General features: G+C 67.0%; 22 protein-coding genes and 10 pseudogenes. 15 read left to right on the top strand and 17 right to left on the bottom strand.

What is annotated here, in order from left to right; genetic code table 11:
* Positions 1–2 precede the first annotated feature (2 nt).
* Positions 3–1,421, bottom strand: coding sequence for a 15-cis-phytoene desaturase (pds, locus tag AAF143_RS08525; RefSeq protein ID WP_255008167.1), 1,419 nt, complete (start codon positions 1,419–1,421; stop codon positions 3–5).
* A gap of 136 nt (positions 1,422–1,557) precedes the next feature.
* On the opposite strand from pds, the gene ndhM reads away from it, so the two are divergent.
* Complete coding sequence (gene ndhM, locus AAF143_RS08520) at positions 1,558–1,908, top strand: NAD(P)H-quinone oxidoreductase subunit M (protein WP_255008166.1); 351 nt, start codon at positions 1,558–1,560, stop codon at positions 1,906–1,908.
* Positions 1,909–2,110: 202 nt separating this feature from the next.
* The gene (locus tag AAF143_RS08515) at positions 2,111–2,584 is read left to right on the top strand and encodes a DUF3172 domain-containing protein (protein ID WP_414026789.1); all 474 of its coding nucleotides are present in this window, start codon (positions 2,111–2,113) and stop codon (positions 2,582–2,584) included.
* Here AAF143_RS08515 and AAF143_RS08510 read toward each other — a convergent pair.
* Positions 2,581–3,653, bottom strand: a pseudogene (locus AAF143_RS08510) (LysR family transcriptional regulator). The gene AAF143_RS08515 and the pseudogene AAF143_RS08510 overlap by 4 nt on opposite strands.
* 139 nt (positions 3,654–3,792) lie before the next feature.
* Between AAF143_RS08510 and AAF143_RS08505 the strand changes: the two are divergent.
* From AAF143_RS08505 to AAF143_RS08480, 6 genes and pseudogenes are all read left to right on the top strand, one after another.
* Positions 3,793–4,493, top strand: a pseudogene (locus AAF143_RS08505) (NnrU family protein).
* Positions 4,494–4,566: 73 nt separating this feature from the next.
* A pseudogene (locus AAF143_RS08500) lies at positions 4,567–6,577 on the top strand (NAD(P)H-quinone oxidoreductase subunit 5).
* A gap of 238 nt (positions 6,578–6,815) precedes the next feature.
* Positions 6,816–8,457, top strand: a pseudogene (locus tag AAF143_RS08495) (NAD(P)H-quinone oxidoreductase subunit 4).
* A gap of 115 nt (positions 8,458–8,572) precedes the next feature.
* The gene (locus tag AAF143_RS08490) at positions 8,573–8,941 is read left to right on the top strand and encodes a lipopolysaccharide assembly protein LapA domain-containing protein (RefSeq protein WP_255008162.1); all 369 of its coding nucleotides are present in this window, start codon (positions 8,573–8,575) and stop codon (positions 8,939–8,941) included.
* 27 nt (positions 8,942–8,968) lie between these two features.
* A pseudogene (locus AAF143_RS08485) lies at positions 8,969–9,831 on the top strand (segregation/condensation protein A).
* 47 nt (positions 9,832–9,878) lie between these two features.
* Positions 9,879–11,060, top strand: a complete 1,182-nt coding sequence (locus tag AAF143_RS08480; RefSeq protein WP_255008159.1) for a nucleotidyltransferase family protein — start codon at positions 9,879–9,881, stop codon at positions 11,058–11,060.
* Positions 11,061–11,090: 30 nt separating this feature from the next.
* Here AAF143_RS08480 and AAF143_RS08475 read toward each other — a convergent pair whose 3' ends face one another.
* Complete coding sequence (locus AAF143_RS08475; RefSeq protein WP_255008157.1) at positions 11,091–11,993, bottom strand: methylenetetrahydrofolate reductase; 903 nt, start codon at positions 11,991–11,993, stop codon at positions 11,091–11,093.
* A 100-nt stretch (positions 11,994–12,093) separates the two neighbouring features.
* Between AAF143_RS08475 and AAF143_RS08470 the strand changes: the two genes are divergently transcribed.
* On the top strand, positions 12,094–12,369 hold the full coding sequence (locus tag AAF143_RS08470; RefSeq protein WP_255008155.1) for a helix-turn-helix domain-containing protein: 276 nt from the start codon (positions 12,094–12,096) through the stop codon (positions 12,367–12,369).
* Between the two features lie 17 nt (positions 12,370–12,386).
* On the opposite strand, the gene AAF143_RS08465 is transcribed toward AAF143_RS08470, so the two are convergent.
* From AAF143_RS08465 to AAF143_RS08410, 12 genes and pseudogenes are all read right to left on the bottom strand, one after another.
* Positions 12,387–12,560, bottom strand: a complete 174-nt coding sequence (locus AAF143_RS08465; RefSeq protein WP_414026788.1) for a hypothetical protein — start codon at positions 12,558–12,560, stop codon at positions 12,387–12,389.
* Positions 12,561–12,624: 64 nt separating this feature from the next.
* Complete coding sequence (locus tag AAF143_RS08460; protein WP_414026787.1) at positions 12,625–13,134, bottom strand: CYTH domain-containing protein; 510 nt, start codon at positions 13,132–13,134, stop codon at positions 12,625–12,627.
* A 58-nt stretch (positions 13,135–13,192) separates the two neighbouring features.
* A complete protein-coding gene (locus AAF143_RS08455; RefSeq protein WP_255008149.1) occupies positions 13,193–14,194 on the bottom strand; it encodes an NAD(+) kinase in 1,002 nt (333 codons plus the stop codon).
* 48 nt (positions 14,195–14,242) lie between these two features.
* Positions 14,243–14,572, bottom strand: coding sequence for an NADH-quinone oxidoreductase subunit NuoK (gene nuoK, locus AAF143_RS08450; RefSeq protein ID WP_255008147.1), 330 nt, complete (start codon positions 14,570–14,572; stop codon positions 14,243–14,245).
* Positions 14,569–15,198, bottom strand: a complete 630-nt coding sequence (locus tag AAF143_RS08445; protein ID WP_255008145.1) for an NADH-quinone oxidoreductase subunit J — start codon at positions 15,196–15,198, stop codon at positions 14,569–14,571. Before AAF143_RS08445 ends, nuoK begins: the two co-directional genes overlap by 4 nt.
* Positions 15,198–15,814: pseudogene (ndhI, locus tag AAF143_RS08440) on the bottom strand (NAD(P)H-quinone oxidoreductase subunit I). The gene AAF143_RS08445 and the pseudogene ndhI overlap by 1 nt, the downstream one beginning before the upstream one ends.
* Positions 15,815–15,875: 61 nt before the next feature.
* On the bottom strand, positions 15,876–17,051 hold the full coding sequence (nuoH, locus tag AAF143_RS08435) for an NADH-quinone oxidoreductase subunit NuoH (protein ID WP_255008141.1): 1,176 nt from the start codon (positions 17,049–17,051) through the stop codon (positions 15,876–15,878).
* Between the two features lie 38 nt (positions 17,052–17,089).
* The gene (locus tag AAF143_RS08430; protein ID WP_255008139.1) at positions 17,090–18,277 is read right to left on the bottom strand and encodes a citrate synthase; all 1,188 of its coding nucleotides are present in this window, start codon (positions 18,275–18,277) and stop codon (positions 17,090–17,092) included.
* Between the two features lie 30 nt (positions 18,278–18,307).
* On the bottom strand, positions 18,308–18,754 hold the full coding sequence (locus AAF143_RS08425) for a hypothetical protein (RefSeq protein WP_414026786.1): 447 nt from the start codon (positions 18,752–18,754) through the stop codon (positions 18,308–18,310).
* Positions 18,724–18,885 (bottom strand): hypothetical protein, encoded by a 162-nt coding sequence (locus AAF143_RS08420; RefSeq protein ID WP_414026785.1) that lies wholly within the window; start codon positions 18,883–18,885, stop codon positions 18,724–18,726. Before AAF143_RS08420 ends, AAF143_RS08425 begins: the two co-directional genes overlap by 31 nt.
* A 125-nt stretch (positions 18,886–19,010) precedes the next feature.
* A complete protein-coding gene (locus AAF143_RS08415; RefSeq protein WP_414026784.1) occupies positions 19,011–19,412 on the bottom strand; it encodes a hypothetical protein in 402 nt (133 codons plus the stop codon).
* Positions 19,413–19,576: 164 nt separating this feature from the next.
* Positions 19,577–20,501, bottom strand: a pseudogene (locus AAF143_RS08410) (DUF3352 domain-containing protein).
* Between the two features lie 257 nt (positions 20,502–20,758).
* On the opposite strand from AAF143_RS08410, the gene AAF143_RS08405 reads away from it, so the two are divergent.
* Together AAF143_RS08405 and AAF143_RS08400 are read left to right on the top strand one after the other, a co-directional pair.
* Positions 20,759–21,103 carry a rhodanese-like domain-containing protein gene (locus AAF143_RS08405; protein WP_255008135.1) on the top strand — a complete coding sequence of 115 codons (345 nt, stop codon included), beginning with the start codon at positions 20,759–20,761 and terminating at the stop codon, positions 21,101–21,103.
* A 109-nt stretch (positions 21,104–21,212) separates the two neighbouring features.
* Positions 21,213–22,220, top strand: a pseudogene (locus AAF143_RS08400) (HrcA family transcriptional regulator).
* 9 nt (positions 22,221–22,229) lie between these two features.
* Here the strand turns inward: AAF143_RS08400 and trpB are convergent.
* Positions 22,230–23,488, bottom strand: a pseudogene (gene trpB / locus AAF143_RS08395) (tryptophan synthase subunit beta).
* A 75-nt stretch (positions 23,489–23,563) separates the two neighbouring features.
* Here trpB and AAF143_RS08390 point away from each other — a divergent pair.
* On the top strand, positions 23,564–24,334 hold the full coding sequence (locus tag AAF143_RS08390) for a 20S proteasome subunit A/B (protein ID WP_255008133.1): 771 nt from the start codon (positions 23,564–23,566) through the stop codon (positions 24,332–24,334).
* Positions 24,335–24,411: 77 nt separating this feature from the next.
* On the opposite strand, the gene AAF143_RS08385 is transcribed toward AAF143_RS08390, so the two are convergent.
* Complete coding sequence (locus AAF143_RS08385) at positions 24,412–24,654, bottom strand: hypothetical protein (protein ID WP_255008132.1); 243 nt, start codon at positions 24,652–24,654, stop codon at positions 24,412–24,414.
* A 163-nt stretch (positions 24,655–24,817) separates the two neighbouring features.
* Between AAF143_RS08385 and AAF143_RS08380 the strand changes: the two genes are divergently transcribed.
* From AAF143_RS08380 to AAF143_RS08370, 3 genes and pseudogenes are all read left to right on the top strand, one after another.
* Entirely contained in the window at positions 24,818–25,594 is a 777-nt protein-coding gene (locus AAF143_RS08380) for a mannosyltransferase family protein (protein ID WP_414026783.1), read from the top strand.
* Between the two features lie 181 nt (positions 25,595–25,775).
* The gene (locus AAF143_RS08375; RefSeq protein ID WP_414026782.1) at positions 25,776–26,069 is read left to right on the top strand and encodes a hypothetical protein; all 294 of its coding nucleotides are present in this window, start codon (positions 25,776–25,778) and stop codon (positions 26,067–26,069) included.
* A 135-nt stretch (positions 26,070–26,204) separates the two neighbouring features.
* Positions 26,205–26,351: pseudogene (locus AAF143_RS08370) on the top strand (translation initiation factor); the annotation flags it as partial.
* Positions 26,352–26,368: the final 17 nt, after the last annotated feature.

The raw sequence follows: 26,368 nt of genomic DNA, 5'->3' as shown, positions 1-26,368 counted from the left end.
GCCTAGGCCGCCGCCAGGCTCGGTTCGACATCCGTTCCGAGTGTTGATTCGGCCCGATGATCGACCGCCTCGGCGCAGAGGCGCCCGCTGAGAACTGCCCCCTCCATCGAGGCCAGGTAGCGCTGTTTGGTGAAACAGCCCGCCAGGAAGAAATTAGGAATCGGCGAAGCCTGATCGGGCCGCAGGGCCTGGCAGCCTGGCACGGTCTTGTAGACCGAAAGTGGGGTCTTCACAACTTTCGACTTCAGAAGCCTGGCTTGATCCTCACCGGTGAAGTGCATCGGGAACAGGCGCTCCAGCTCCAGCAAGGTCGCGGCCACGATGTCGGCATCGCTGCGGCCGATCCAATCCTTGGCAGGGGCGAACACCAGCTCCAGCATCGAACGCTCGGGATCCTCGTATTCGCGGCAGGTATTGCTCATGTCGGCGTAGACACTGAGTAGCTCGCTGCGGCTGAACAGCAGATGATCGATTTCGGTGAGCTTGCGATCGAACCAGAGGTGGATGTTGATCACCGGTACGCCCTTGAGCCCCTCGAGTTTCTTGAAATAGGGAAGCTCCCTCCAGGGCTCGGGAAGCAGCAGCTTGAGTGGATCCACCGGCATGGCGCTGACGTAGGCATCAGCCTGCACGCTGCGGTCATCCTGCCCCTTGAGGCCAGCGAGACGAAAGCCCCTCACGCTGCCATCGGCGGCCAGTTCGATCTGGCGCAAGGGTGAATTGAGATGAACTTCACCACCGCGCGCCGTGATGTAGTCAACGATCGGCTGACAGAGGCGCTCGGGCGGATTGCCATCGAGAAACGCCATCTTGGAGCCATCGCTCTCCTGCAGAAAACGGTTGAGGGCCGTGAGCACCACGGTGCTGGAGATCTCTTCAGGGTTGATGAAGTTCAAGGCCTTGCTCATGGCCAGGAACACCTCATCGTTGACCCGTTCAGGAATGTTGTGAAGCTGCAGCCACTCCGTCCAGGAGTACTTATCACATTCCTCGACGTAGTCCTGGCCCTTCAGAATCGCGGGTACCAGGCCGAGCCCGAAGCGGATCTTTTCCGGCCAGCTGAGCATGTCGTTGTTGCCCAGAATGGCCGCCAAGCCATTGAAAGGAGCCGGGATGTCAGGGAAATCGAAGCGGCTGTAGGTGCCCGGAACGTCCTTCTGGTTGAAGATCATCGAATGGCTCTTCCACTGGAGCCGCTCTTCGATGCCGAGCTCGGCCAACAGCCGACGCATGTTGCGGTAGGCGCCAAAAAAGATGTGCAGCCCCGTTTCGTACCAGTCGCCGTCCTCGTCCTGCCAGGCCGCCACCTTGCCCCCGAGCACGTCCCGGGCCTCAAAAACGATCGGGGTGTGCCCCGCGTCGCAGAGGTACTTGGCACAGGACAGCCCGGCCAGCCCCGCTCCGGCGATCGCGACACGCATGGAGAAACCCAAAACCAGCGGTAACCCTAAGAGCCCCTCTCCCAGCGCCGTTGGCCCCTGGGGTTCCTAAAGTCGAACCCCTGAGATCTCTCGGGGCCTCCGCCCACGTCAGATCCGCCCGAGCACCCTGCCAGCCATGGCCGACACCCTGCTGCTCAAGTCCACCACCCGCCACATCCGCCTGTTCACGGCGCGGGTGGAGGGTCAGGACCTCGTGCCCAGCCCCGATCAGCTCACCCTCGATGTGGACCCCGACAACGAGTTCCTCTGGGACGCGGCGGTCCTGGAGAAGCTGCAGCAGCGATTCCGAGAACTGGTGGCCGCCCACGCCGGCGCCGAACTGAGCGAATACCACCTGCGCCACATCGGCTCGGAGCTGGAGGGCACGATCCGCACCCTGCTGCAGGCCGGCGAGCTCCGCTACAACCCGGAGGCACGGGTGCTCAATTACTCGATGGGCTTGCCCCGCAGCCCTGAAAGCCTGTGACCCGCTCCCGCTACGGGCGTTCCACCGAGCCGGCCCGCAGCCGCGAGCCCTACGGCTATGACGACGAGGGCTACGACGCGCCGCGCCGGACCGAAGCCCCCGTGGCCGGCGTCCGCCCAGCGGCAGTGCTGGCGGCGGTGGCGGCCCCGGTGGCGGTGGCGGCGCCCCCGGGGGTGGTCCGTTCCAGTTCAGCGTCGCGACCATGGCCGTGCTGGCCGGGGTTCTGGTGGTGGGCATCGGCATCGGCACGGCCCTCTCCAGCAACACCGCCGGCGATCAGGGCAACATCGCCAGCAGCCAGCAGCTCGATCTGGCCGTGCCCGACCCCGAGTTCTGCAAGCAGTGGGGTGCCAGCGCCTTCGTGGTGGACGTGGAGATGTACACGACCATGAACCCGAGCAGCAGCTTCGTGACCCAGCCCAAGCTGCAGCCCGGCTGCGTGATCCGCCGGGAGAACTGGTCCGTGCTCCAGAAGGAGGGGGCGGTCACCAATGAGCAGATGCGCCAGTGCAAACAGCGCATGAACACCTTCGCCTACGTCGGTTCGATCAAGGACAAGCCCGTGGTGCGCTGCGTTTACCAGACGGACATCGTCGACAACAGGTTCCAGACCAGGGGCGTGGCCGGCGCCGCCGACGACAGCGTGGGGATCACCCCTGAGGCGAATCAGTTCTAGACGTCCTGGGGTTGGCTGGAATCGACGCTGGCCAACGGCGTCCCCGAGCCAACCGAGCCTGCTGCAGCGGGCACTGCCATCGCAGGCACTGCTGCCGCCATCTGGGGCGCCCCCTGGGCGGCCCGAGCCGGCTGGCGCAGGGGGCTGTCGGGGCTGGCGAACACCGGCAGGATCTCGCGCCGAAAAGCCTCCGACGCCCTTGAGCAGTAGCGGGCCGGATGGGTGATCAGCTTGAGCTGACGCCGCACCGACAGATCCACCAGGTTGGGGCGGAAGAGGTTGCCCGCCGCCAGCTCCCGCTCGATCGAGACCACCGGCAGGAATGCGGCCCCAAGGCCCGACTGCACCGCGTTCTTGATCGCCTCGAAGGAGTTGAGCTCCATCTCGATCTTGAGCCGGCCCACATCCAGGCCGGAACGGGCCAGCAGCTGGTCGACCATCTTGCGGGTGGTGGACTGGGCATCCAGACAAACGAAACCGAGTCGGTAGAGGTCGTCCTTGCTGATCTCGGCCAGACGGGCCAGCGGATGCTTCACGGGCAGCACCAGGGCCAGCTCGTCGCTGGCGTAGGGCACCACCTGCAGCAGTTCGTTCAGTTCGCTCGGCAGCTCGCCACCGATGATCGCCAGGTCGATCTGGCCGTTGGCCACGCTCCAGCCCGTTCGCCGGGTGCTGTGCACCTGCAGCTGCACGGCCACATCGGGATACTTCTGCCGGAACAGGCCGATCATCCGGGGCATCAGGTAGGTCCCCGTGGTCTGGCTGGCACCGACCACCAGCGAGCCCCCTTGAGGTTGTGGAGGTCGTCGAGGGCGCGGCAGGCCTCCTGGCACTGGCTCAGGATCCGGTCGCAGTAACTGAGCAGCAGATGGCCGGCCTCGGTCAGTTGCGCCTTGCGGCCACCCCGATCGAACAGGGAGACATCGAGTTGCTTCTCCAGGTTCTGGATCTGGAGGCTCACCGCCGGCTGGGTGACGTAGAGGCTGTCGGCGGCCTTCTTGAAGCTGCCCTCGCTGGCGATCGCCCGCAGGATGCGCAGCTGATCGAGTGTGAACGGCAGATCAGCCATGGGAGCGCCCCGGAGGGCTGGCAGCTGCGTAGGGATCGAACTTTAAGGGGAACTGTCTCAGGGCTGGCTCAGGCTCCGCCAGACTTCATCACTGACGCCCCCAACCGTGATCTCGCCCCTCCAACACAGCAGCCTGGTGATGCTGGCCCTGCTGCTGGCCTTCGCCGTGCTCCACAGCGGTGGGGCCGCCCTGCGCGTCTGGGGGAGGAACGCATCGGCGCCAGGGCCTGGCGGCTGCTGTTCGCCGCCCTGAGCATCCCCGCCGCCGTGGTGGTGATCGGGTTCTTCATCGCCCACCGCTACGACGGCCTGCGCCTCTGGAACCTGCAGGAGCAGCCCTGGATCGTGCCGCTCGTGTGGGTGGGGACGGCGATCAGCTTCTTCTTTCTCTATCCCGCCACATACAACCTGCTGGAAATCCCGGCCCTGCTGAAGCCCGAGGTGCGCCTCTACGCCAGCGGCATCATCCGCATCAGCCGCCATCCCCAGGCGGTCGGTCAGGTGCTCTGGTGCGCCACCCACCTGCTCTGGATCGGCAGCAGCTTCACGGCCTGGGCTTGCCTGGGCCTGATCGCCCACCATCTGTTTGCCGTCTGGCATGGCGACCGGCGCCTGGCCGCGCGTTTTGGTGACGCCTTTGAGGAGCTGCGCTCGAGCACCTCGGTGCTGCCGTTCCGGGCTGTGCTGGACGGACGCCAGCGGCTGGTGCTGGCCGAATTCCTCAGACCCTCCCAGCTGGGGATCGCGATCGCGATCGGGGTGCTGTGGTGGAGCCACCGCTGGATCGGCGTGGCCGCGACGGCCTTCAACCGCAGTCCTCTCGGGGCCCTACTGGGCTGATGGCACTCCAACACATCAGGCCTGAGCCGCCCAGGCAGGCTGCCTACACTCCCTGCACCCAAACCCTTCCAGGATGAGCTCGGCCGCTGAACTTGCCTGGTTGATTCCCGTGCTGCCATTGGCGGGAGCCGCGCTGGTGGGGCTGGGGTTGATCAGCTTCAACCGCACCATCAACCGACTGCGCAAACCCGTCGCCCTGCTGCTGATCAGCCTGGTGGGGGCTTCCGCTGTGATCAGCTTCGTGATCCTGGCCCAGCAACTGGCCGGTGCCCCCGCCACCGAAGTGCTGTTCAACTGGGCCAGCACCGGCGACTTCAACCTGCAGATGGGCTACCGGGTGGATCCCCTGGGGGCCGTGATGCTGGCCCTGGTCACCACCATCGCCCTGCTGGTGATGGTCTACTCCGATGGCTACATGGCGCACGACAAGAGCTACGTGCGCTTCTTCACCTACCTGGCCCTGTTCAGCAGCTCGATGCTCGGGCTGGTGCTCAGCCCCAACCTGCTGGAGATCTACGTCTTCTGGGAGCTAGTGGGCATGTGCTCCTACCTGCTGGTGGGCTTCTGGTACGACCGCGAAGGGGCCGCCAACGCCGCCCAAAAAGCCTTCATCGTCAACCGGGTGGGGGATTTCGGCCTGCTGCTGGGCATCCTCGGCCTGTTCTGGGCCACCGGCAGCTTCGGCTTCGAAGAGATCGCTGCGCGGCTCTCCGAGGGCCTCGCCAACGGCAGCATCACCCACGTGGCCGCCGTGATCCTCTGCCTTCTGGTGTTCATGGGACCGATGGCGAAGTCGGCTCAGTTTCCGCTCCATGTCTGGCTGCCCGATGCCATGGAGGGCCCGACACCGATCTCGGCCCTGATCCACGCGGCCACGATGGTGGCCGCCGGGGTGTTCCTGGTGGCTCGGCTCCAGCCCATCTACCTCCAGTTCCCAGATGTGCAGACGGTGATTGCCGTGGTCGGCACAATCACCTGCTTCCTGGGGGCCTCGATCGCCCTCACCCAGCACGACCTTAAAAGGGCCTGGCCTACAGCACCGTCTCCCAACTGGGCTACATGGTCCTGGCGATGGGCTGCGGCGCCCCGATCGCCGGCATGTTCCACCTGGTCACCCATGCCTTCTTCAAGGCGATGCTGTTCCTGGGCTCGGGCTCGGTGATCCACGCCATGGAAGAAGTGGTGGGCCACGAGCCCGTGCTCGCCCAGGACATGCGCCTGATGGGCGGTTTGCGCAAGTACATGCCGGTCACCGCGATCACCTTTTTGATCGGCTGCGTGGCGATCAGCGGCATCCCCCCTGGCGGGTTTCTGGAGCAAGGACGAGATCCTTGGGGTGGCCTTCGCCAGTTACCCACTGCTGTGGGTGGTCGGTTTCCTGACCGCCGGCATGACCGCCTTCTACATGTTCCGGCTCTACTTCCTCACCTTCGAGGGCCCCTTCCGTGGCCATGACACCGCCATGAAGCAACAACTGCTGGCGGCAGCCGGCAAAGGCAGCAGCAGTGAGGAGCAGGGGAGGGCCACGGCCACCACGCCAGCCACCCCCACGAATCCGGCTGGCAGATGGCCGCCCCCTGGCTGTGCTGGCGGTGCCCTCGGTGCTGATCGGTCTGCTGGGCACCCCCTGGCACAGCCGCTTCGGGGCCCTGCTCGATCCACAGGAAGCCGCTGAGGCGGCCGAGCATTTCAGCTGGGGAGAGTTCCTGCCCCTGGCCGGCGCGTCGGTGGCGATCTCCATCACAGGCATCACCGTGGCGGTGCTGGCCTACTCCCTGCACAAGCTTGATCTGGCCAGGCTGGTGGCGGCCCGCTTCCCCAGCGTCAACGCCTTCCTGGCCAACAAGTGGTACCTCGATGACCTCAACGATCGCCTGTTCGTGCAGGGCAGCCGCAAACTGGCCCGCCAGGTGCTCGAGGTGGACGCCAAGGTGGTCGATGGGGTGGTGAACCTCACCGGCCTGCTCACCCTGGGTAGCGGCGAGGGTCTCAAGTACTTCGAAACCGGCCGGGCCCAGTTCTATGCCCTGATCGTGTTCGGTGGGGTGATCGCCCTGGTGGTGCTGTTCAGCGCCTTCGGCTGAGGGCCGGCCAGGGGCTTCAGCAGCCTTCGCCCCTGGGATCGGATCCACTGAATCCAGGGCCACAGGTGGTCGCCGCCCAGCCAGCCGCCGGCCTGGGTGCTGGCCCGGGGCGCCCCCGGCCCTGGCCGAATCCAAGCGCCCGGGGCCACAGGACACTCTGTGTTTAATCCCGTATCCGCACGGACCGCCCTGGACCTGCATTTCTACACTCCGGCGAGCTTCCCCTGCCTCGCCTGTGCTGCTGGACTTCGCTGTGACGACAGGCTCCGTAGCAGCCGTGCCCTGGCTGAGCATCTCGATCCTGTTCCCGATCGCCGCCGCGCTGGCGATCCCCTTCATCCCCGATGCCGGCGACGGCAAGACCGTGCGCTGGTATGCCCTCGGGGTGTCCCTGATCACCTTCCTGGTCACGGCAGCGGCCTACCTCAATGGCTACGACCCGTCGGTGGAGGGCTTGCAGCTGATCGAGCGGGTGGAGTGGCTGCCTGATCTGGGCCTGGCCTGGTCGGTGGGGGCCGATGGCCTCTCAATGCCGCTGATCCTGCTCACCAGCTTCATCACCGCCCTGGCGGTGCTGGCCGCCTGGCCGGTCACGTTCAAACCGCGGCTGTTCTTCTTCCTGATCCTGGCCATGGACGGCGGCCAGATCGCCGTGTTCGCCGTTCAGGACATGCTGCTGTTCTTCCTGGCCTGGGAACTGGAGCTGCTGCCGGTGTACCTGCTGCTGGCGATCTGGGGGGCCAAGAAGCGCCAATACGCCGCCACCAAATTCATCCTCTACACCGCCGGCGGCTCGGTGTTCATCCTGCTGGCGGCCCTGGCGATGGGCTTCCAAGGCGGCGGCGCCCCCAGCTTCGAGTACTCGGCCCTGGCGGCCAAGGAGTTCGGCACACGCTTCGAGCTGCTGGCCTATGCGGGCCTGCTGATCGCCTTCGGGGTGGAAGCTGCCTATCGTGCCGCTGCACACCTGGCTCCCCGATGCCCACGGCGAAGCCACGGCACCGGTGCACATGCTGCTCGCCGGCATCCTGCTGAAGATGGGCGGCTATGCGCTGCTGCGCTTCAACGTGCAGCTGCTACCCGACGCCCACGCCCAGTTCGCTCCGCTGCTGGTGGTGCTTGGGGTCGTGAACATCATCTATGCGGCGCTCACATCGTTTGCCCAGCGCAACCTCAAGCGCAAGATCGCCTACAGCTCGATCAGCCACATGGGCTTCGTGCTGATCGGCATCGGCAGCTTCAGCGCCGTGGGCACCAGCGGCGCGATGCTGCAGATGGTGAGCCATGGCCTGATCGGCGCCAGTCTGTTCTTCCTGGTGGGGGCCACCTACGACCGCACCCACACCCTGCAGCTCGATGAGATGGGCGGCGTGGGCCAGAAAATGCGCAAGATGTTCGCCCTCTGGACCATCTGCTCGCTGGCCTCGCTGGCCCTGCCGGGGATGAGCGGCTTCATCTCAGAGCTGATGGTGTTCGTGGGCTTTGTGACCAGCGAGGCCTACGCCCTCAGCTTCCGCATCGTGATGGCGGCCCTGGCGGCGGTGGGAGTGATCCTCACTCCGATCTACCTGCTCTCGATGCTGCGGGAGATCTTCTTCGGCAAGGAGAACCCCGAGCTGGCCAGCCACAACCAGCTGGTGGACGCCGAGCCCAGGGAGATCTACATCATCTCCGCTCTGCTTGTGCCGATCATCGGCATCGGCCTCTATCCGCGCCTGGTCACCGACAGTTACCGGGCCTCAATTGAGGCGCTGGTGGCCCGCGAAAATCTGGCCTTCAACAAGGTGATCGGACCGATCCCCACCGGCTTGATCCGCAAGAGCCTGGTGGCTCCCAGCCTGTTGCCTCCAGCGCTGGTCCGGGTCTCTGCCCTGGCCTGAGCATCCAGGGGTAACGAAACTCTGCAGTTGACCTCCGCCCGGCCCAGATCCAGGGCGGCTTCCTTACGCTCCCAGACGCCAATCCAGATGTGCGGCAGAGCCTGCGGACCCAGCGATGCGACAGCTGAATTTTCTGCTGATCTTCAGCTTCGGCCTTGCGATGGTGATGTTCACCCTCGAGAACACCGCGGCCACCACGGTGCGCTTCCTGCCGGGGATCAACCTCACCCTGCCCCTGGCCGCGCTGCTGCTGGTGGTGGGGGGCGTGGGGGCCACCGCCGCCTGGGTGTTCGCCGTCTGGACCGGAGTGATCAAGAAGGTGGAAACCCTCGCCGACAACGGTGAGCTGGAAGCCCAACAGGTGCGCATCCGCGAACTCGAGGAAGACGTGCAGCGCTACCGGGCCACGGTGGACGCCCAGCTGGGACTGCTGCCGGCGGCCGGTGAAACCTCAGCGGTGGCTGGCCTGGGTGAAAGCGGGTAGGTTGCGCCCAGCGCAAGGGGGAGACGGTTGGCTGAAGGGGGCGCCAGGCTGGCCATCCGGCTGCTGCAGGACGCCGCTGAACGCGGCGACCTGGACCCCTGGGACGTGGATGTGATTGCCGTCGTCGATGGCTTCCTCGACCAGCTGCGCCAGCGCATCGTGGTGCCCCGACTGGTCAGGGCGGACCGCGGGCAACGGGGGGCAGCTACGAGCAGGACCTCGCTGAAACCAGCGAGGCCTTCCTGGCCGCCTCTGTGCTGGTCTCCCTCAAGGCGGAGGTGCTCGAGGCCCAGACCTTCCCCCCGAAGCCCCCTGGAGGATCCCTTCGATCTCGACTCCTCGGGAGATCCGGCCTACGACGTGGTGATCGAGCTGCCCAGGCGTCCCGAGCGTCACCTCTGGCGCAGGCCCGTGGCCCCGCCGCCTTTGCAGCGACCGGTCACCCTGGGGGAACTGATTCGCCAGCTCGAGGACATTGCCGAGCGCCTGGAGCAGGAGGAGGGCCGCAGCAGGCCCAAGTACCGCAGCAAGCGCCTCAGTGATCGGGCTGCGATCGAGCAGGTGGCGGCCCTGGCCCACCGCGAAAAATTGCCGGAGACCACCGCCGCCCTGAGCCAGTTCCTGCTGCGCTGGCCCCAGGCCCTCGATTGGGTCGACTTCGACGACCTGGTCACGATCTGGACGGCCCAGGCACCAGCGGAGCTGGACAGCGACCGGGTGGGTGTGTTCTGGGCCCTGTTGTTCCTCTGCGCCCAGGGCAAGGTGGACCTGGCCCAGGAGGGGGACTGTTCGCCCCGCTGACCTTGAAACGCAACCTGGTGGAGAGCGAAAGCGTCCAGTTGCCCTTGGTGCCAGCTCCTTTGCCGGCTCGGCAGGCCCTGGCAGCCTGATTTCCGCCCTTAGGCTTGAGTCACTTGAGTAAGGCAGACAGGCGTCGATGAAGGCGATGATCCTGGCCGCCGGCAAGGGAACCCGGGTGCGCCCCATCACGCACACCATTCCCAAACCGATGATCCCGATCCTGCAGAAACCCGTGATGGAGTTTCTGCTGGAGTTGCTCAAGGAGCATGGGTTCACCGAAATCATGGTGAACGTCTCCCACCTGGCCGAGGAAATCGAGAACTATTTCCGCGATGGTCAGCGCTTCGGCGTCGAGATCGCCTACAGCTTCGAAGGCCGCATCGAAGAAGGTGAGTTGATCGGCGAGGCCATGGGTTCAGCCGGCGGCATCAAAAAGATCCAGACCTTCCAGCCCTTCTTCGACGACACCTTCGTGGTGCTCTGCGGCGACGCCCTGATCGACCTCGACCTCACCGAGGCGGTGCGGCGCCATAAGGCCAAAGGTGCCATGGCCAGCCTGGTGACCAAGCGCGTGCCGCGCGATCAGGTCAGCAGCTATGGCGTGGTGGTCACCGGCGATGACGGCCGGGTGCTCACCTTCCAGGAAAAACCCTCGGTGGATGAGGCCCTGGGGGACATGATCAACACGGGGATCTACATCTTCGAACCGGAGGTGCTTGATCACATCCCGGTGGGCGTGCCCTTCGACATCGGCGCCGATCTCTTCCCGCTGCTGGTGGAAGCAGGCGCGCCCTTCTACGCCCTGCCGATGGAATTTGAATGGGTGGACATCGGCAAGGTCCCCGACTACTGGCAGGCGATTCGCAGCGTGCTCGAAGGGCACGTGCGCCAGGTGCAGATCCCCGGCAAGGAAGTGCGCCCGGGGGTGTTCACGGGCCTCAACGTGGCCGCCAACTGGGATCGCATCACCGTCGAAGGCCCCGTCTACGTGGGGGGCATGACCAAGATCGAGGACGGCGCCACGATCATCGGGCCCGCCATGATTGGTCCCAGCTGCCACATCTGTGCTGGTGCCACGATCGATAATTCGATCATCTTCGATTACTCCCGCATCGGTGCCGGAGTGCGGCTGGTGGAGAAGTTAGTGTTTGGCCGCTACTGCGTCGATCGCAACGGCGATCACTTCGATCTCCAGGAGGCCGCCCTGGATTGGCTGATCACCGATTCCCGCCGCCAGGACCACAGCGTCCCCTCTCCTCAGCAGAAGGCCATGGCCGACCTGCTCGGCACAGATTTAGCCGTGGGCAAGGCCGGTTGAACGGCCCCAGGCCTTCCTGGCCTGGGCAACTCAGCGCACGCTCGCGGGATGGGCGAGTGGGGCGACCCCGGCCGCCGCAAGAATCGCCGGAATCCGGTCTTCGGCCTTGATCGCCATCAAATGCACCCCCTGGGCGATCGAGCGGTAGTCGCGCACCTGCTCGGCAGCAATGGCGATGCCCTCGGCGGCAGGGTCGGAAGCGGCGGCGAGGCGGTCGATCAGCACCTGGGGAATCGAGGCGCCCGGCACCACCCGGTTGATGAAGGCCGCATTGCGGGCCGATTTGAGTAGAAACACCCCCGCCAGCACCGGCAGTCCCATGGGATCAGCGATCTCCTGGCAGAAGCGCTCAAGGGCCCTGGTGTCCATCACCATCTGGGTCTGGATGAAGCGAGCCCCGGCCGCCTGCTTGCGCTCCAGCCGGCGCTTGAGACCACTCCAGCTCCCCGACTGGGGATCGGCGGCCGCACCGGCGAACAGCGCCGTGGGTCCATCGGGCAACACGCCCTGCACAGGATCCTCGCCTTGGTTGAAGGCCCGCACCAGCTCGAGCAGCCGCACGGCCTCCAACTCGTTCACCTTCCGGGCGCTGGGCTGATCGCCCGCCTGCACGGGATCACCGGTGAGGCAAAGCAGATTGCGGATGCCGAGGGCATGGGCACCGAGCAGGTCGGCCTGCAGGGCGATGCGGTTGCGATCACGGCAGGTGAGCTGCCAGACGGGCTCGATCCCCGCCTCCAGCAGCAATCGGCAGACCGCCAGGCTGCTCATGCGCATCACCGCCCGGCTGCCATCGGTGACGTTGATGGCATGCACCAGGCTCTTGAGGGACCGGGCCACCGCCAGGGCGCGCGACGGGTCCGCACCCCTCGGTGGGGTCACCTCCGCCGTGATCGCGAACTGGCCGGAGCGGAGAGCCTCTTCCAGAAGCACGAATCGACTCCGCAACCGAAGCGCCCATCATGGATCAGCGCAGCCAGCGCCACTGCGCGCCCTGCGTACAGTGGATGGGTCCGAGGGCGACTGACCCCTGATGACTGATCTCGGCGGCCTGGCAGCGGTGCGCTCCAACCTTTCGGAGCGGGAGCTTGAGATCATCGAACTGGTGGCCACCGGGCTCACCAATCAGGAAGTGGCCAAAAAGCTGATGATCAGTAAGCGCACGGTCGACAACCACGTCAGCAACATCTTCACCAAGACCGGTGCCAAGAACCGGGTGGCCCTGCTGAATTGGGCCATGGACAACGGCAAGATCTGCCGCGATGGCTTCAACTGCTGCTCCCTCCCAGAGGCTGGCCAGCGGCCCTGATCAGGCGCGGCAAAGACTCAGGCCAACGCGCTCAGGCGGCCCAGATCCACTTCGTCCCCGTCGTCACCTAAAGGCTCGAACGTGACGGCCTCGAGCTCGAACAGTTCCACATAGGCCTGGCAGGCATCACGATCTTTCCCCACGAAGCGCAGCAAACCTTGGTGGTCGTAAAGGGCGATCACGGTCTTCAACAGGGATGTGGGCGGAGGTGCTGGGGAGCGTCAAACACCCGAGCCTGTGCCGTTGGGCCCAAGCCTATGGCCTAGGGAGCGGCATCGGTGCCGCCCAGATGCTGCAGGATGTGGCTGCGTTGCTCCTCCCCCAGCAGGCGAACGGGTGGTGGGCCAGGGCCGCATTGCTGAGCTCCCCAAGGCCTGTGATCTCCCAGCGGCACCAAGGCGGGACAGGCACCGGTTGGTCGGCCCGCTCCAGCTCCACTTCGGCGATCACCAGGGGCGCATTGGCCCCTTCGAACACGTCGAGCACCCAATCGCCGCCACTCAGATCGAGCGTGTAGCGGAGCTTGCGCAAGCCCACCGGCGCCAGCGCCAGCAAGGCCTCCGCATCCTCCGGGGGAATCGGGTACTCGAACTCATGGCGGGCCAGGCCACCCGTGGGGGCCTTCAAGGTCAGCCAGGCGCTGGCCGCCCCCCGGGCTCGCTCGCTGACCAGACCCGCTTCAGGGAGCGTGCTGCGCACCCGCACGGTGAAACCCTCACGATCCCCGGCCAGGTAGCCCTGACGCAGGGCCTGCTGGCTGGTCACATGGAGGCGCCAGGCCTCCCCGGAGCGACCAGAAACCGCCGCTCGATCTCCAGTGCCATCAGCCGCCCCGGGGTCCGCCGGGCCGCGCTGATTCGGCCGCAGAAAGGCTGCCGGCCCAATGCAGTTTGTGGGTGAGGGTGCGGTAGTAGGAGGGGCTCTGCTCCAGCACCACCATCAGGGCCTGGTGGCGTGAACGGCGCACCACACAGCGTTCGCCGGGCACCAGTTCCCCGGCCTGGGCGCCGTCTTTCCAGAGGCGCACCCGACGGCCGGGCTCCCCGAGGGGGCGAATCACCAGCTGGGCCCGGGGCGGCACCACCACGGTGCGGCTGGAGAGGCTCATCGGGCAGATCGGGGTGACCACGATCGCGTCCAGTCCCGGATGCAGGATCGGACCACCGGCGGCCATGGCATAGCCGGTGGAGCCGGTGGGGGTGGCGATGATCAGGCCGTCGCCGCGGAAGTGGTCGATGACCTCGCCATCGATGGCCAGTTCCAGATCGCAGGTGGGCGAAAGGGTTTCCAGGCTGGGGCGCACGTAGAAATCGTTCAGGGCGGTGTGAACCGCCGCCGCGTCGTCGGCAGAGTCTGCTGCCGGTGCTGTGCCTGCCGCCCCAGCCGCAGGGCTGAGCGGGGCTTCGCCTTCCAGGGAGGCCTCCAGCATCATGCGGCGCTCAAGGGCGAAGCGGTCCTCGCGCAGGCGTTGCCAGAGGTTGGGCTCCCGGGCGGCGCCATCGCCGTCCCTGAGGCGCAGCAGCTTGCGGTCGTGGGTGAGGAAGCCCAGGTGCCCGCCGACATTGAAACTGAGGATCGGCACCCCCAGCGGTCCCAGGTGACGGGAGGCCCCCAGCACCGTGCCATCGCCCCCCAAGACCAGGGCCAGATCGGGCAGGTCAGCGCCTGCCGCGATCAGGGACGGGTAGGGGTCCAGGTCCAGGCCGCTGGCGGCCATCGCCACGGCGATGCCCTGGCTGCGCAGATCTGAGGCGCAGCGGCGTGCCTGGCGTTGGGCCAGAGCGCTGCCGGCCCGATGGATCAGCCAGACCATCTCCAGGCGCATGCTCAGCCCCTGGAACCATGGAATGAACCGATGAACAAGCGCTCAGACCTACCAGCGCAGCAGGTTGAAGCGTTCCATGTCGACGGTTTCACGGTTGCGGTAGAGGGAGAGCAAAATCGCCAGCCCAACGGCCGCCTCGGCCGCCGCCACGCAGATCACGAAGATCGCGAACACCTGGCCGCGGATCAGCTGACCGTCGACGTAGCTGGAGAAGGCCATGAGGTTGATGTTGACGCCGTTGAGCATCAACTCGATGCTCATCAGCACCCTTACGGCATTGCGGCTGTTGATCAGCCCCCAGACGCCCGTGCAGAACAGCAGCGCCGCCAGCACCAGGTAGGCCTGCAGGGGGATGGTGGTGGGGAGTTCAAGGCTCATGGGGTATTCTCCAGCAGGGACGATTCCAGGGCGGAGCGATCCAGCAGCAGGGGGCTGCGCTCCTTCTCGATCAGACCTTGATCCACCGGCTCACCGGTGATCACATCGCTCACAAGCACGTCGCGGCGGGCCAGCACGATCGCGCCGATCATCGACATCAACAGCAGCACCGAGGCCAGCTCGAAGGGCAGCAGGTAGTCGCTGAACAGATGTTCACCGATGCGCAGGGTGGCTTCATCCCCCAGGGGCACCGGCCCGGGGAGGGCCCAGGAGGTGGTGAGATCGACGCGCAACAGCAAGGCGAACAGGCCGGCGCAGACCGCGCCGGAGAGCACCCGGCGCAGGGCCAGCCCGGGGATGGCGGCCATGTTTTCCTTCTTGTTCACGAGCATGATCGCGAACAGGATCAGCACGTTCACGGCGCCGACATAGACCAGCACCTGGGCGGCAGCCACGAAGCTGGCGTTGAGCATCAGGTAGAGACCAGCCACCGAAAGGAACACGCCCCCGAGCAGGAAGGCCGAATAGACGATGTTGGGCAGCAGCACCACCCCGAGGGCACCCAGCACAAGGGTGATCGAGAGGGCAGTGAAGGAGATGTACTGGGCGGTGGAGGCGATGGTCATCAGGACGGGGCTCCGCTGTCGGGGGCAGGGGCGGCAGCGGCCTGGGCCGCCAGGATCTGATCGGGCCGGGCACCGGCGCGGGGACGGGACGGATCGACTCCGTGGGGATCGATGACCCCCTTGGGCAAGTAGCCAAATTCCTTGAGGGGGTGACCGCCGGATCAGTGGTGACGCTGGTGGGCAGTCGACCGAGGGCGACGTTGTCGTAGTTGAGGCTGTGGCGATCGAAGGCCGCCAGCTCATACTCCTCGGTCATCGAGAGGCAGTTGGTGGGGCAGTACTCGACGCAGTTGCCGCAGAAGATGCAGACCCCGAAATCAATCGAGTAATTTCGGAGTTCCTTTTTCTTGGTCTCTTTATTCGCGACCCAATCCACCACCGGCAGGTTGATCGGGCAGACCCGCACACAGACCTCACAGGCGATGCACTTGTCAAACTCGAAGTGGATGCGGCCCCGGTAACGCTCCGAGGGAATCAGCTTTTCGTAGGGGTACTGAACCGTGATCGGGCGGCGCTTGAGGTGATCGAAGGTGACCGACAGGCCATCGGTGATGTACCTGGCAGCGCTGACCGCGTCCTTGGTGTAGTCACCGACCTGTTTCAGGAAACCGAACATGAGCCTGGGAGGGAAGGGAAGAACGCTGGAGGCCTGGGGCCCATGATGACGTCAGAGGGACTCAGCCGCCGAAAAAGGCGGGGAACGCCAACTTGAGACCGGCGGTGACCAGCAGGTTGACCAGGGCAATCGGAAGCAGGAACTTCCAGCCCAGATCCAGCAGCTGGTCGATGCGCACCCGGGGTGTGGTCCAGCGCAGCAGGATGGCGATGAACACCAGCGCGTAGGCCTTGAGCACGGTCATCACAATGCCGACCGAGCCGGTGATCACCTGCACCAAGGGGGCATCGGGGGACTGACCCAGGGCCGAGGCCAGCCACTCCACCGGCACCGGGAAGCCCCAGCCGCCGAGGTAGAGCACGGACACCAACAGGGCCGAGAGCACGAGGTTGATGTAGCTGCCCAGGTAGAAGAGGGCGAACTTCATGCCCGCGTATTCCGTCTGATAGCCAGCCACCAGTTCCTCCTCCGCTTCAGGGAGGTCAAAGGGCAGGCGCTCGCATTCGGCCAGGGCACAGATCCAGAAGATCAGGAAACCCACCGGCTGGCGCCAGATGTTCCAGCTGAGGATGCCGGCACCGTTCTGCTGATCGACGATGTCGACGGTGGAGAGCGAATTGCTCATCATCACCACCGCCAGCACCGCCAGGGCGAGGGGAATCTCGTAGCTGATCGACTGGGCCGCCGCCCGCAGGCCCCCGAGCAGCGCGTATTTGTTGTTGCTGGAGTAACCGCTCATCAACAGGCCAATGGGCTGGATGCTGCTTAGGGAAATCCAGAGGAAGATGCCCACCCCCACGTTGCTGATCAGCAGGTGCTGGCCGAAGGGCACCACCAGCCAGGAAAGGATCACCGGCACCACCACCAGGATCGGCCCGAGCGTGAACAGCAGCCCGTCGGCCTTGGCCGGGATCACATCTTCCTTGACCAGGAGCTTGAGGCCGTCGGCGATGGGCTGAAGCACGCCGAGGGCCCCGGCGTATTCGGGGCCGATCCGTTGCTGAACCGCCGCCGAAATCTTGCGCTCCAACCAGACGGTCACGAGCACCCCGACGACGGCCGCCACCAGCACCAGCAGCATCGGCAGGGGCAGCCAGAGCAGGCGAGCGGCGGCCGGGGTGAGGCCAAGGCCCTCCAGCGCGGCGCTGAAACTCGATTCCAGATCAAGGCCTGGACTGACCACGCCTACGGCGGAGACGACGGCCGATGGGGCAACGGCTGCAAGTGCAGGGACCATGGGGGCAGCTGCGGTAGGGGCAACTTAGGCGCAGGCGGTCAGGAGCGGGCGATTGCCGGGCGGGCATTGATGGGTGCCCAGGCCCGGCGGCTGGAACCGGTGTAGATCTGCGTGGGCCGGTAGATGCGGTTGGCCCCCAGCTGCTCCTTCCAATGGGCGAGCCAACCGGCCACCCGGGCGATGGCAAAAATCGGGGTGAACAGGTCTTCGGGGATGCCGAGCTTGCGGTAGACGAGGCCGGAATAAAAATCCACGTTGGGGTAGATGCCCTTCGGGCCCAGCCGCTCGGCGGCCACCTCCTCCAACTTGCGGGCCAGGTCGTAGAGCGGGTCGTGGCCGAACTGGTCGAAGAGTTGCTCCGCCAGCTTCTGGAGGATCACGGCGCGGGGGTCCTTGACCTTGTACTCGCGGTGGCCGAAACCCATGATCTTCTGCTTGCCGGCAATCGCCCGATCCAGCCAGGGTTCCACCTGGTCTTCGCTGCCGATCTCCTCGAGCATCGTCAGCACGTCTTCGTTGGCGCCGCCGTGCAGGGGTCCGGCAAGGGTGCCCACGGCTGAAGCCACCACCGCGTAGGGGTCGGTGAGGGTGCTGGCGGTGACGCGGGCGCTGAAGGTGCTGGCGTTGAGGCTGTGCTCGGCGTGGAGAATCAGACAGGCATCGAAAATCCGAGCCGCCAGGGGATCGGGCTCCTGCTCGGTGAGCATGTAGAGGAAGTTGGAGGCATAGGCCAGGTCGTCTCGGGGCTGGATCGGATCCTGGCCCTTACGGATCAGCTGGAACGCCGCCACCATCGTTGGGATCTTGGCGATCAGCCGCACCACGGCCCCGTAGATGTATTCGGGGTTGTCGAGGGCGCGGCGGGAATAGAACAGCCCAAGGGAGGCGGCACTGGCCTGGAGCGCATCCATTGGATGGCCCGCCGAGGGGAAGCTCTTCATCATGTCCCGGATGCGGAAGCTCACCCGGCGGTGCATCTGAACCTCCCGCTCGAAGGCCCGCAGTTCCTCGGCGTTGGGCAACTCACCCCAGATCAGCAGGTGGGTGGTTTCCAGGAAGCTGCTGTGGGCCGCCAGCTCCTCAAGCGGGTAGCCCCGGTAGGTGAGCAGGCCCTGGGTGCCGTCGATGTCACAGATGGCCGATTGGGTGGCGGGCACACCCTCGAGCCCGGGGCGGAAAACCACTCCGTTGCCCATGGCGGGCTGAGGGGAAGCGTCGACCACCATCGCGGCGCGGGGTACGGGAAGGCCGGCAACCTAGGACCGCTCGCCCAAAGCCCGCAGTAGCGCTACCGACCGGCGGTGGCTCAGGCGGAAGCCTCCAGCGCCCTCAGAGCCCCAGGCTGCGGGGGCTGAGCAGCAACTGGAGCGTGGCCCCCGAAAGGGGCCAGGGACCCTCGCTGGAAGCAGCGTCACCAGCATCCGCCAGCTCCAGCAGCACCACCCCCGCCTTGCGCAGCCGCAGGCTGCCGGCGGGCGCCCCGCAAAGCGCCGTCGCCAACGCGCTGAGGTCGGGTTCATGGCCCACCAGCCCCAGGCGGCTCCAGCCGCCCCGCAGCAGCGGTTCAGGGCGCCCCCCGGGGCAAGGGCGGCGCTGATCTCCAGACGCTCCGCCAGGCCCGCCGCCAGCGCCAGTTCGGCGGTCTGACGGGCCCGCACCAGGGGGCTGCTGATCAGGTGATCGCAGCGCAGGCCGATTGCCACCAGCCGCTCCAGCACCTGTTCGCTGCGGCGGCGGCCCTGGGGGTGAGGGCACGGGCGGCGTCCTCCAGCGCCGGGGACCGCTCCTGGGCGATGCCGTGGCGCAACAGCAGCAGTTCGCGGCGGACGCCCATGGTTCAACCCAGCTCCAAGCGGGCCCTCAGCAGCAGAGCGCCGGGGCTGGAATCGCTGGCGGCCCCTGGGGCCTCGGCGCCGGGGCTCCCCCGGAGGCTCAGGGCCAGCCCTTGGACCCGATCGGTCAGGGGGCGCCAGCCAGACCGCCCAGCAGCTGCCAGGGCTGCCAACGGCCCAGCAGGGCCCGGGCCGGCACCGGCGAGAGGGCCCACTGGATCGGGGCACCCGAACTGGCCAGGGCCTCCAGCTGATCCAGGCGCTGGCGGGCGGGGGAATGGCCTTGCCACTGGTCCTGGAGCACCGCCAGGCCCTCGCCCCACCAGGCCACCCCCGCCTCGACGCTGCGGGCGCCGGCCAGGCTGGCGCGCAGTTGGTCGGGGTCGCCCTTGATCGGCCGGGCCTGAAGCTGGGTCCAGGCCGTGAGCTCGTGGCCGTCGGCACTCAGGGGGGCCTCCTGGTAGCCGGCGGCGGCCAGGGCGGGCTGCAGATCGGCGGGCCGGGGCTGCTCCGTGGCGGTGCCGATCAACCAGCCCCCGGCTGGGCCGCCACCAGCAGCGGCCCCGGGGTGCGCTGGGCCACCAGGGACGGCAGGGGCCCCCCAGGTTGGCGAGCGCTTCCGCCAACACCGTGCCCAGCAAGGCATCGCCGCTGGGGGGCTCGCCCTCGCCGCCCTTGAGCAGAGCAGCGGAATCAGCCAGAAGCAGCAGGCTGGTGGGGTTGCCCCGCAGGGCCGCCAGCAGCGGCCTGCCAGCGGCATCGGCGACGGCATTGGCGGCGGCATTGGCGGCCACTCCGAGGGTGCCCGCACCCTCCAGGCGCGCCTCCAGCACCAGTCCGGCGCCGGAGGGCGCCAGGGAGGCGACCAGGGATTGCAGGGGGAGACGGAGGCCAGGGGGGCCGGCAGACCCAGCCAGGGGGCAGCGCTCCTGGACGGGCCGTCACCAGAACGATGCCGGGACCCAGGCGCTCGATCGCCTCGCGCCAGGACGAACTGCCCGCCTGGTTGAGTGCGTCGATCTGGGAAACGTCCAGGGCCTGCTCCAGCACCATCCGCCCAGAGGCGATCAGCACCAGTTGGTCGTCGATCAGAGCAGTGGCCAGGGGCTGGGGGCGCTGGCCCAACAGGGCTCCGCGGCCGCTGATCAGACCCATGCCGCGGTAACGGCTGATCTGCAGGTCGGTGCCGGCCAGGCTGCGGGTCTGCCAGAAGCGCTGCAGAAAGCGGCGGGCCCCCTGGGGATCGCGGCTGGACAAGGCCAGCACCCAGCCGGGCGCAGCCCCTCCGTGGGGGCATCGAGCAGGGCGAGGCTGAGATCGCCGCCCAGCCAGCCGGCCAGCTCACCGGGGTAATCGAGGCCGGCGGCGGCGAAGGCCCCATCCCTCAGCCGTTCCACAGCGGCAGCGGCCTGGCGCCGCTGGCGGGGGAAGCGACCGCCCTGGCATAGGCCACCGCCTGGTCGGGGCTGATCTGGAGATGAACGCTGAGCGGAGCGTTGCGCGCAATGAAGCGGGAGGCCAGGGGCACCCGCAGGCTGTGGTTCTGGAGCGCCAGGGGGCTCTGGCGCAACAGCAACCACCAACCCCCGGCCGCCAGCGAAAGCAGGAGCAAGGCCACCGCCAGCACAACCGCAAGGAAGGGGCGGAGCTTCACGCGGCGACCACAGCAGTGGCCTCATCTTTGTGCATCGAGGTTCTGTTTGACACTCTTCCCTCTGAGCGCGCACCCTTCCGTTTGAACTCGGTAAGTTTCAGCGCCATCGGTTCGACAGCTCCCCAGCTCGGCAGGCCCAGCTGTTGAGGAGCGATCGTTTGAACAGCTCACCCATCCGGCGAACGGCCCTTCCTTCACCCCGCCACGGAACAACCCACCCCATGCCCCAACCCTTCAGCCTCTCCGCCAGCGATCTCAACAACCGCCTGAACGGCGGGGAGGACCTGCAACTGGTGGATGTGCGCGAAGCCTCCGAACTGGAGCTGGCCGCCCTGGGCCATCCCGTGATCCACCTGGCCCTGAGCGCATCAAGGGAATGGACGGAGCGGATCGACAGCCTGCTGGATCGCAGCCGCCCCGTGGTGGTGCTCTGCCATGCGGGCATGCGCAGCTGGCAGTTCGCCTCCTGGCTGATCGAGACCCAGGGCTTCAGCGACGTGTGGAACCTCCAGGGCGGCATCGAGGCCTGGAGCGTGGAGGTGGATCCAACGGTTCCCCGTTACTGAGCGCCCAGGGCTCCCCAGCATCCAGCAGCCAGTCATTAGGCAGCGCCTGCCTGGTCAGTTCCCCCTACGATCCAGGCCGGTGCACCATGACCCCCTGCTGAGCTCCGGCCTGCCTCCTCTACCCCGCCGCCAACAGGAGGTGCTGCAGGCCACCGTGCGCCATTACGTGGACACCATGGAACCGGTGGGCAGCCACACCCTGGTGCGGCGTTTCGGCCTGACCGCCAGCGCGGCCACGGTGCGCTCGGCCATGGGGGCGCTCGAGCAGAAGGGTCTGCTCACCCAGCCCCACACCTCCGCGGGGCGGGTGCCCAGCCAACAGGGCTACCGCCTCTACGTGGACTGCCTGCTGCCCGCCCCAGGGGCCGCGGCCCTGCAGCTGGAGCGGGAGATGGCCAGCCTCAGCCTGCAGTGGACAGCGCTCGATGACCTGCTGCTCCACCTGGCCCGGCGGCTGGCGGACATGACCGGGCTGCTCAGCCTGATCACCCGGCCCCAACGGAGCCAGCCCAGCCTCCAGGCCCTGCGGCTTGTGCCCAGCGGCGAGCGGCTGCTGGTGCTGCTGGTGGAAGGGTCCACCACTGCCACCAGCCTCAACCTGCGCCTGCCAGGGGCACCGCCAGCGAGGTGCCGGCCCTGGAGCGCTGGGCCGCCACCCAGCTCCAGGCCCGCCAGGACCATCAGGGCGACGGCCTCGACTGGGACAACCTGCCCCCGCAGCTGGAGCGCAGCGGCACGCTGCTTCGTCAGGCCCTGGAGCGCCACCGGCGGGCCCGTGGCAGCGAGAGCGAGGGTGCCCTGGCCCTGGGGTTGGGGGGTTGATGGGCCAACCGGAATTCAGCCGCACGGCCAGCCTCCGGCCTCTGCTGCAACTGGTGGAGGAGCAGCCCCAGCAGCTGCTTCAACCTGAAGGCATCAGCGCCCTGGGGGCATCTGGATCGGGGCGGAGCACCCCCACAAGGCGCTGGAGCATTGCGCGGTGGTGCAGGCCAGCTACGCCACCGGCGAAGGGATCGGGGGCCACGTGGCCGTCGTCGGACCGATGCGCATGGCCTATGCCACCGCCCGGGCCGCCGTACGCACGGTGGCCACCAGCCTCAGCCGATTGCTGAACTAGAGCGATCCCTCAGTTGGCAGGCCGCAGCTCATCATCGAGCCGGTCGGCCACGGTGTTCACATCTTTATCACCGCGGCCGGAGAGGTTGATCACCACCTCGGTGCCAGGCGCCAGGGTGGGGCAGAGCTGCTCCAGCCAGGCAAAGGCGTGGGCCGTCTCCAGGGCCGGGATGATTCCTTCCAGCCGGCTGACCCGCTGCAGGGCCTCAAGGGCCTGCTGATCGGTGACGGCGGCGTACTCCGCACGGCCAATCTCCCGCAGGTAGCTGTGCTCCGGGCCCACACCTGGGTAATCCAGGCCGGCGCTGATCGAGTGGGCCTCCTGCACCTGGCCCTCGTTGTCTTGAAGCAGCAGGCTCATCGCCCCGTGCAGCACCCCCACGCGGCCCTCGGTGATCGTGGCGGCGTGGCGGCCGCTGGCCACCCCCTCGCCGGCGGCTTCCACCCCGATCAGGCGCACGGAGGTGTCAGCGACGAAGGGGTGGAACAGGCCCATGGCGTTGGAGCCGCCGCCCACGCAGGCCAGCAGCACATCCGGGAGGCGGCCGAAGGCCTCGGTGCACTGGCGTTTGGCCTCCACGCCGATCACGGCGTGGAAATCGCGCACCAGCATCGGGTAGGGGTGGGGACCGGCCACCGAACCGAGGATGTAATGGGTGGTCTCCACATTGGTGACCCAGTCGCGGATCGCTTCGCTGGTGGCATCTTTGAGGGTGGCGGTGCCGGCGGTGACCGGCTGCACCGTTGCTCCGAGCAGGCGCATGCGGAACACGTTCAGGGCCTGGCGGCGCATGTCCTCGGCGCCCATGAAGACAACGCACTCCAGGCCGAAGCGGGCACAGACCGTGGCCGTGGCCACCCCGTGCTGGCCGGCGCCGGTCTCGGCGATGATCCGCCGCTTGCCCATGCGCAGGGCCAACAGGGCCTGACCGAGGGCGTTGTTGATCTTGTGGGCACCGGTGTGGTTGAGGTCCTCGCGTTTGAGCCACAGGCGCGGGCCCCCTTCCGGGCGGCGGTAGTGCTCGCTCAGCCGCTCGGCCTCATACAACGGCGTCGGCCGGCCCACATAGGTGCGCAGCAGGTGATCGAGGCGGGCGGTGAAGGCCGGGTCCGCCCAGGCCTCGGCGGCCGCCCGCTCCAGGTCCAGCAAGGCCGGGATGAGGGTTTCGGGCACGTACTGCCCCCGAAGCGCCCAAAGCGGCCCAGGGCGTTGGGGCGGGCCTCCTGCGCCAGTTCCGCCGACGTGGGCTGGGTGGTGGTCACGGGCAGGTCGAAGCAGCGGCCATCACACTAGGAAGTGAGGCTCCCTGACTACGCTCGATCGTTCAAGGCTCACTTGCCTCAATGACCTATTGCATCGGTTATTGGCTGGAGCAGGGGCTGGTGTTGGTCTCCGATTCCCGCACCAATGCGGGGGTGGACTACATCTCCAGCTACAGCAAGATGCATGTGTTCCAGCCAGGTCCTGATCGGCTGTTCGTGCTGCTGGCGGCGGGAAGCCTGGCCACCACCCAGGCGGTGATCAACTGGATCCGCCGGGATCTGGACCGTGACGCGGATCTGGAGGCAGGGTCAGGCAAGGATTTGCGTCATTGCGACCATCTCTTCGAAGCGGCGGCCTATATCGGCCGCGTGAATGTGGCCGTTCAGAAAGAGAACGAAGCCGCCCTGCGCGGGTCTGGAGCCAGTGGCGGAGCTTCTTTTATCCTCGGTGGGCAGATCGGCAGCGAGTCCCATGGGCTGTTTCTCATCTACTCCGAGGGCAACGCCATCATGGCGACGCGCGAAACGCCTTATCTTCAGATTGGAGAGAGTAAATATGGCAAACCCCCGCTCGACAATGTGGGCCACACCAACCTTTCGCTCGAAGATGCCGCCCGGCTCTGCCTGATCTCAGAAGTGCTCACCCAGCGCTCCAATCTCAGCGTGGGGCCACCGTTCGAGCTGGTGGTCATTCCAGCGGGAAGTCGGGCGATTTCGCACCAACTCAGGTTCGAGGCCGATGCACCTGAACTCTCCGAGATGATCGAGACCTGGAGCAAGGCCCAGCGGGAGGCTCTGTACCACCTCCCACGTTTTCCCTGGGAAAGCCTGGCCCCGGCAGCCCGGACCTGAGCCGATGACGGCCGCAGCAGGGCGCATCAGCCAGGGTGAGGAGTTCAGCTGACGCTCGGCAACAGGAGCCGCCAAGTTCAATGGCTGCTTGCGGGGGCCTTGGCTGGGCGCTTGTTGGCGGCGGATTTCGCTGACGGCAGCGGCGGCGGTGGGGTCACGGGCCAACCCGCCGGCATCGGCACCTTGATGCGCTTGGCCTGGCAGAGCGGCACCCCGGCCAGCGAGCCGATCAGCACCTCCTGGTCGGGGGAGGGTGGCTGACGGCAGGCGGGTGGCTCCTGGCGGCCCGGCAGCGCCACCCGCACCATCTCGACTTGCACGGGTGGGAGATCCACAGACTGTTGCTGCGCAGTGATTGCAGAAGTAGCGGGGACCTTCGCCATGGGCAAGGGCGGCTGAGAGGACAGCACCGGCCAACTGCTGCGACGTTGAACCGGAACTCCTGCCGGCACTGCCAGGATCAGGCGACACGCTCTTGAGCCCGTGTCGCCTGATCCCCCCGGTCCCGGACATCCAGGCGCCAGACCCTTCTTTTTGCCCCTGGTGGTGTTCAGTTGGCTGGGAAGCCGGCTGCTGTTCTTCGGATCCCTCGCCCTCGCGGTGACGGTCACGGCACCGGGCCAGCTCGCCGAACGACTCTCGTCATGGGACGGAGCCCACTATCTGCGGATCGCCCTTGAGGGTTACGCAGACAACAACCTGGCTTTTTTCCCAGCGTTTCCGGCCGCGGTCCGGCTGGTGAGCGATCTGCTGCCGCTGCCGCCGCTGGTGGTGGCTCTGCTGCTGTCGAACGGGGCCTTCCTGGTAGCCCTGGCACTGCTGCACCGTCTCAGTGAACGCTGGCTGGGAGCCGAGGCCGCCCGCGCCACGGTGCTGCTCACCTGCCTGAATCCGCTCAGCATCTTCTTCTCCCTGCCCTACACGGAATCGTTCTTCCTGCTCTTCAGTACCCTCTCGCTCACCTGGCTGGGAAGGGATCCGATCCCTTCGGTGCGGTTGGCGCCGATCGCCGCACTCTGCGCGGCCTCGCGTCCGAACGGCGTGGCCATCGTGGTACCGATCCTGCTCGCCTATGCCCGCCAGCGCCGCCTGGGCGCCGGCCTGGCGGTGGCCCTGGCGGGCCTGGGGGGTTGGCGGCGGTGGCCTGGATCGGCCTGCACCTGCGCGGTGACCCCCTGGCCTTCCTCCATGCCCAGAAGGCCTGGGGTAACCAGCCGGGGCTCAACATTTCCGGCCTCTCCTACTGGGCAAAAGATCTGACGAAGGTGTTCTTTGGAACCACGAAGGGAGGGCCCTCCGCCCCGCTGAAACTCCTCCATCCGGTCCTGATGACGATCACGGTGCTACTGGGGGGATCGCCTTCCTGCTGCGCCATGGGCGCCCCAAGACCGGCTTCGCGCTCTCCCTGGTGGCGTTTGTGGGGGCCTGGCTGGTGGGTGGCATGTCCGCCCTCAACCTGATGGTGGTGGTGGGTGCGGTTCTGCTGCTTCTGCGGGGCCGCCGAGAGCTTCCTCTGGAGCTCTGGGGCTTCGCGGCCGCCAGCCTGCTCCTCTACCTGATGAAACAGAACACGATGAGCCTGGAGCGGCATGTCTTCGCCACGGCGCCCCTGCTGATGCTCTACGGCGCCCAACTCCAGCGGCATCCCCGCTGGCTGGGATTCCTGCTCGGCTTCGGAACGCTGCAGCTGGTGCTCTATGCCCTGCGGCTGGCCCATGGCCTCTGGATCGGCTGACCTGCTGCGCTGTGATGGCTCAACTAACGGGGACGTTCGCCATGGGCAAGGGAGGCTGGCAGGAATTCAGCCGGGCCGAGAGCCTGCAGCGGCCGGGGCAGGGGGAACGGACCCCTGCCCCGGGCCCAGCAACGGGTGCGCGTGCAGCGCACCAAGGCGGGCAAGGGGGGCAAGACCGTGACCGTGATCACCGGCCTCGACCTGGGCGACGGGGAGGCCAAAGCCCTGCTCAAGGCCCTCAAGGCGCGCGCCGGCAGCGGCGGCACGCTCAAAGACGGGGTAATTGAACTCCAGGGCGA

Origin of the sequence: Cyanobium sp. ATX-6F1 (assembly GCF_047395825.1) — a bacterium.
Taxonomy (GTDB): Bacteria; Cyanobacteriota; Cyanobacteriia; order PCC-6307; family Cyanobiaceae; genus ATX-6F1.
This window is presented reverse-complemented; position numbering and strand designations above follow the sequence as displayed.

Coding starts and splice junctions, on each gene's coding strand:
- AAF143_RS08430 (WP_255008139.1), bottom strand. CDS start 18,277: ATGGTGGTCGACGCTTCCCCTCAGCCCGCCATGGGCAACGGAGTGGTT.
- pds (WP_255008167.1), bottom strand. CDS start 1,421: ATGCGTGTCGCGATCGCCGGAGCGGGGCTGGCCGGGCTGTCCTGTGCC.
- ndhM (WP_255008166.1), top strand. CDS start 1,558: ATGGCCGACACCCTGCTGCTCAAGTCCACCACCCGCCACATCCGCCTG.
- AAF143_RS08405 (WP_255008135.1), top strand. CDS start 20,759: ATGCCCCAACCCTTCAGCCTCTCCGCCAGCGATCTCAACAACCGCCTG.
- AAF143_RS08470 (WP_255008155.1), top strand. CDS start 12,094: ATGACTGATCTCGGCGGCCTGGCAGCGGTGCGCTCCAACCTTTCGGAG.
- nuoH (WP_255008141.1), bottom strand. CDS start 17,051: ATGGTCCCTGCACTTGCAGCCGTTGCCCCATCGGCCGTCGTCTCCGCC.
- AAF143_RS08455 (WP_255008149.1), bottom strand. CDS start 14,194: ATGCGCCTGGAGATGGTCTGGCTGATCCATCGGGCCGGCAGCGCTCTG.
- AAF143_RS08480 (WP_255008159.1), top strand. CDS start 9,879: ATGAAGGCGATGATCCTGGCCGCCGGCAAGGGAACCCGGGTGCGCCCC.
- AAF143_RS08445 (WP_255008145.1), bottom strand. CDS start 15,198: ATGACCATCGCCTCCACCGCCCAGTACATCTCCTTCACTGCCCTCTCG.
- AAF143_RS08490 (WP_255008162.1), top strand. CDS start 8,573: ATGCGACAGCTGAATTTTCTGCTGATCTTCAGCTTCGGCCTTGCGATG.
- AAF143_RS08420 (WP_414026785.1), bottom strand. CDS start 18,885: ATGGGCGTCCGCCGCGAACTGCTGCTGTTGCGCCACGGCATCGCCCAG.
- AAF143_RS08375 (WP_414026782.1), top strand. CDS start 25,776: ATGTCCGCCCTCAACCTGATGGTGGTGGTGGGTGCGGTTCTGCTGCTT.
- nuoK (WP_255008147.1), bottom strand. CDS start 14,572: ATGAGCCTTGAACTCCCCACCACCATCCCCCTGCAGGCCTACCTGGTG.
- AAF143_RS08515 (WP_414026789.1), top strand. CDS start 2,111: ATGGCCGTGCTGGCCGGGGTTCTGGTGGTGGGCATCGGCATCGGCACG.
- AAF143_RS08390 (WP_255008133.1), top strand. CDS start 23,564: ATGACCTATTGCATCGGTTATTGGCTGGAGCAGGGGCTGGTGTTGGTC.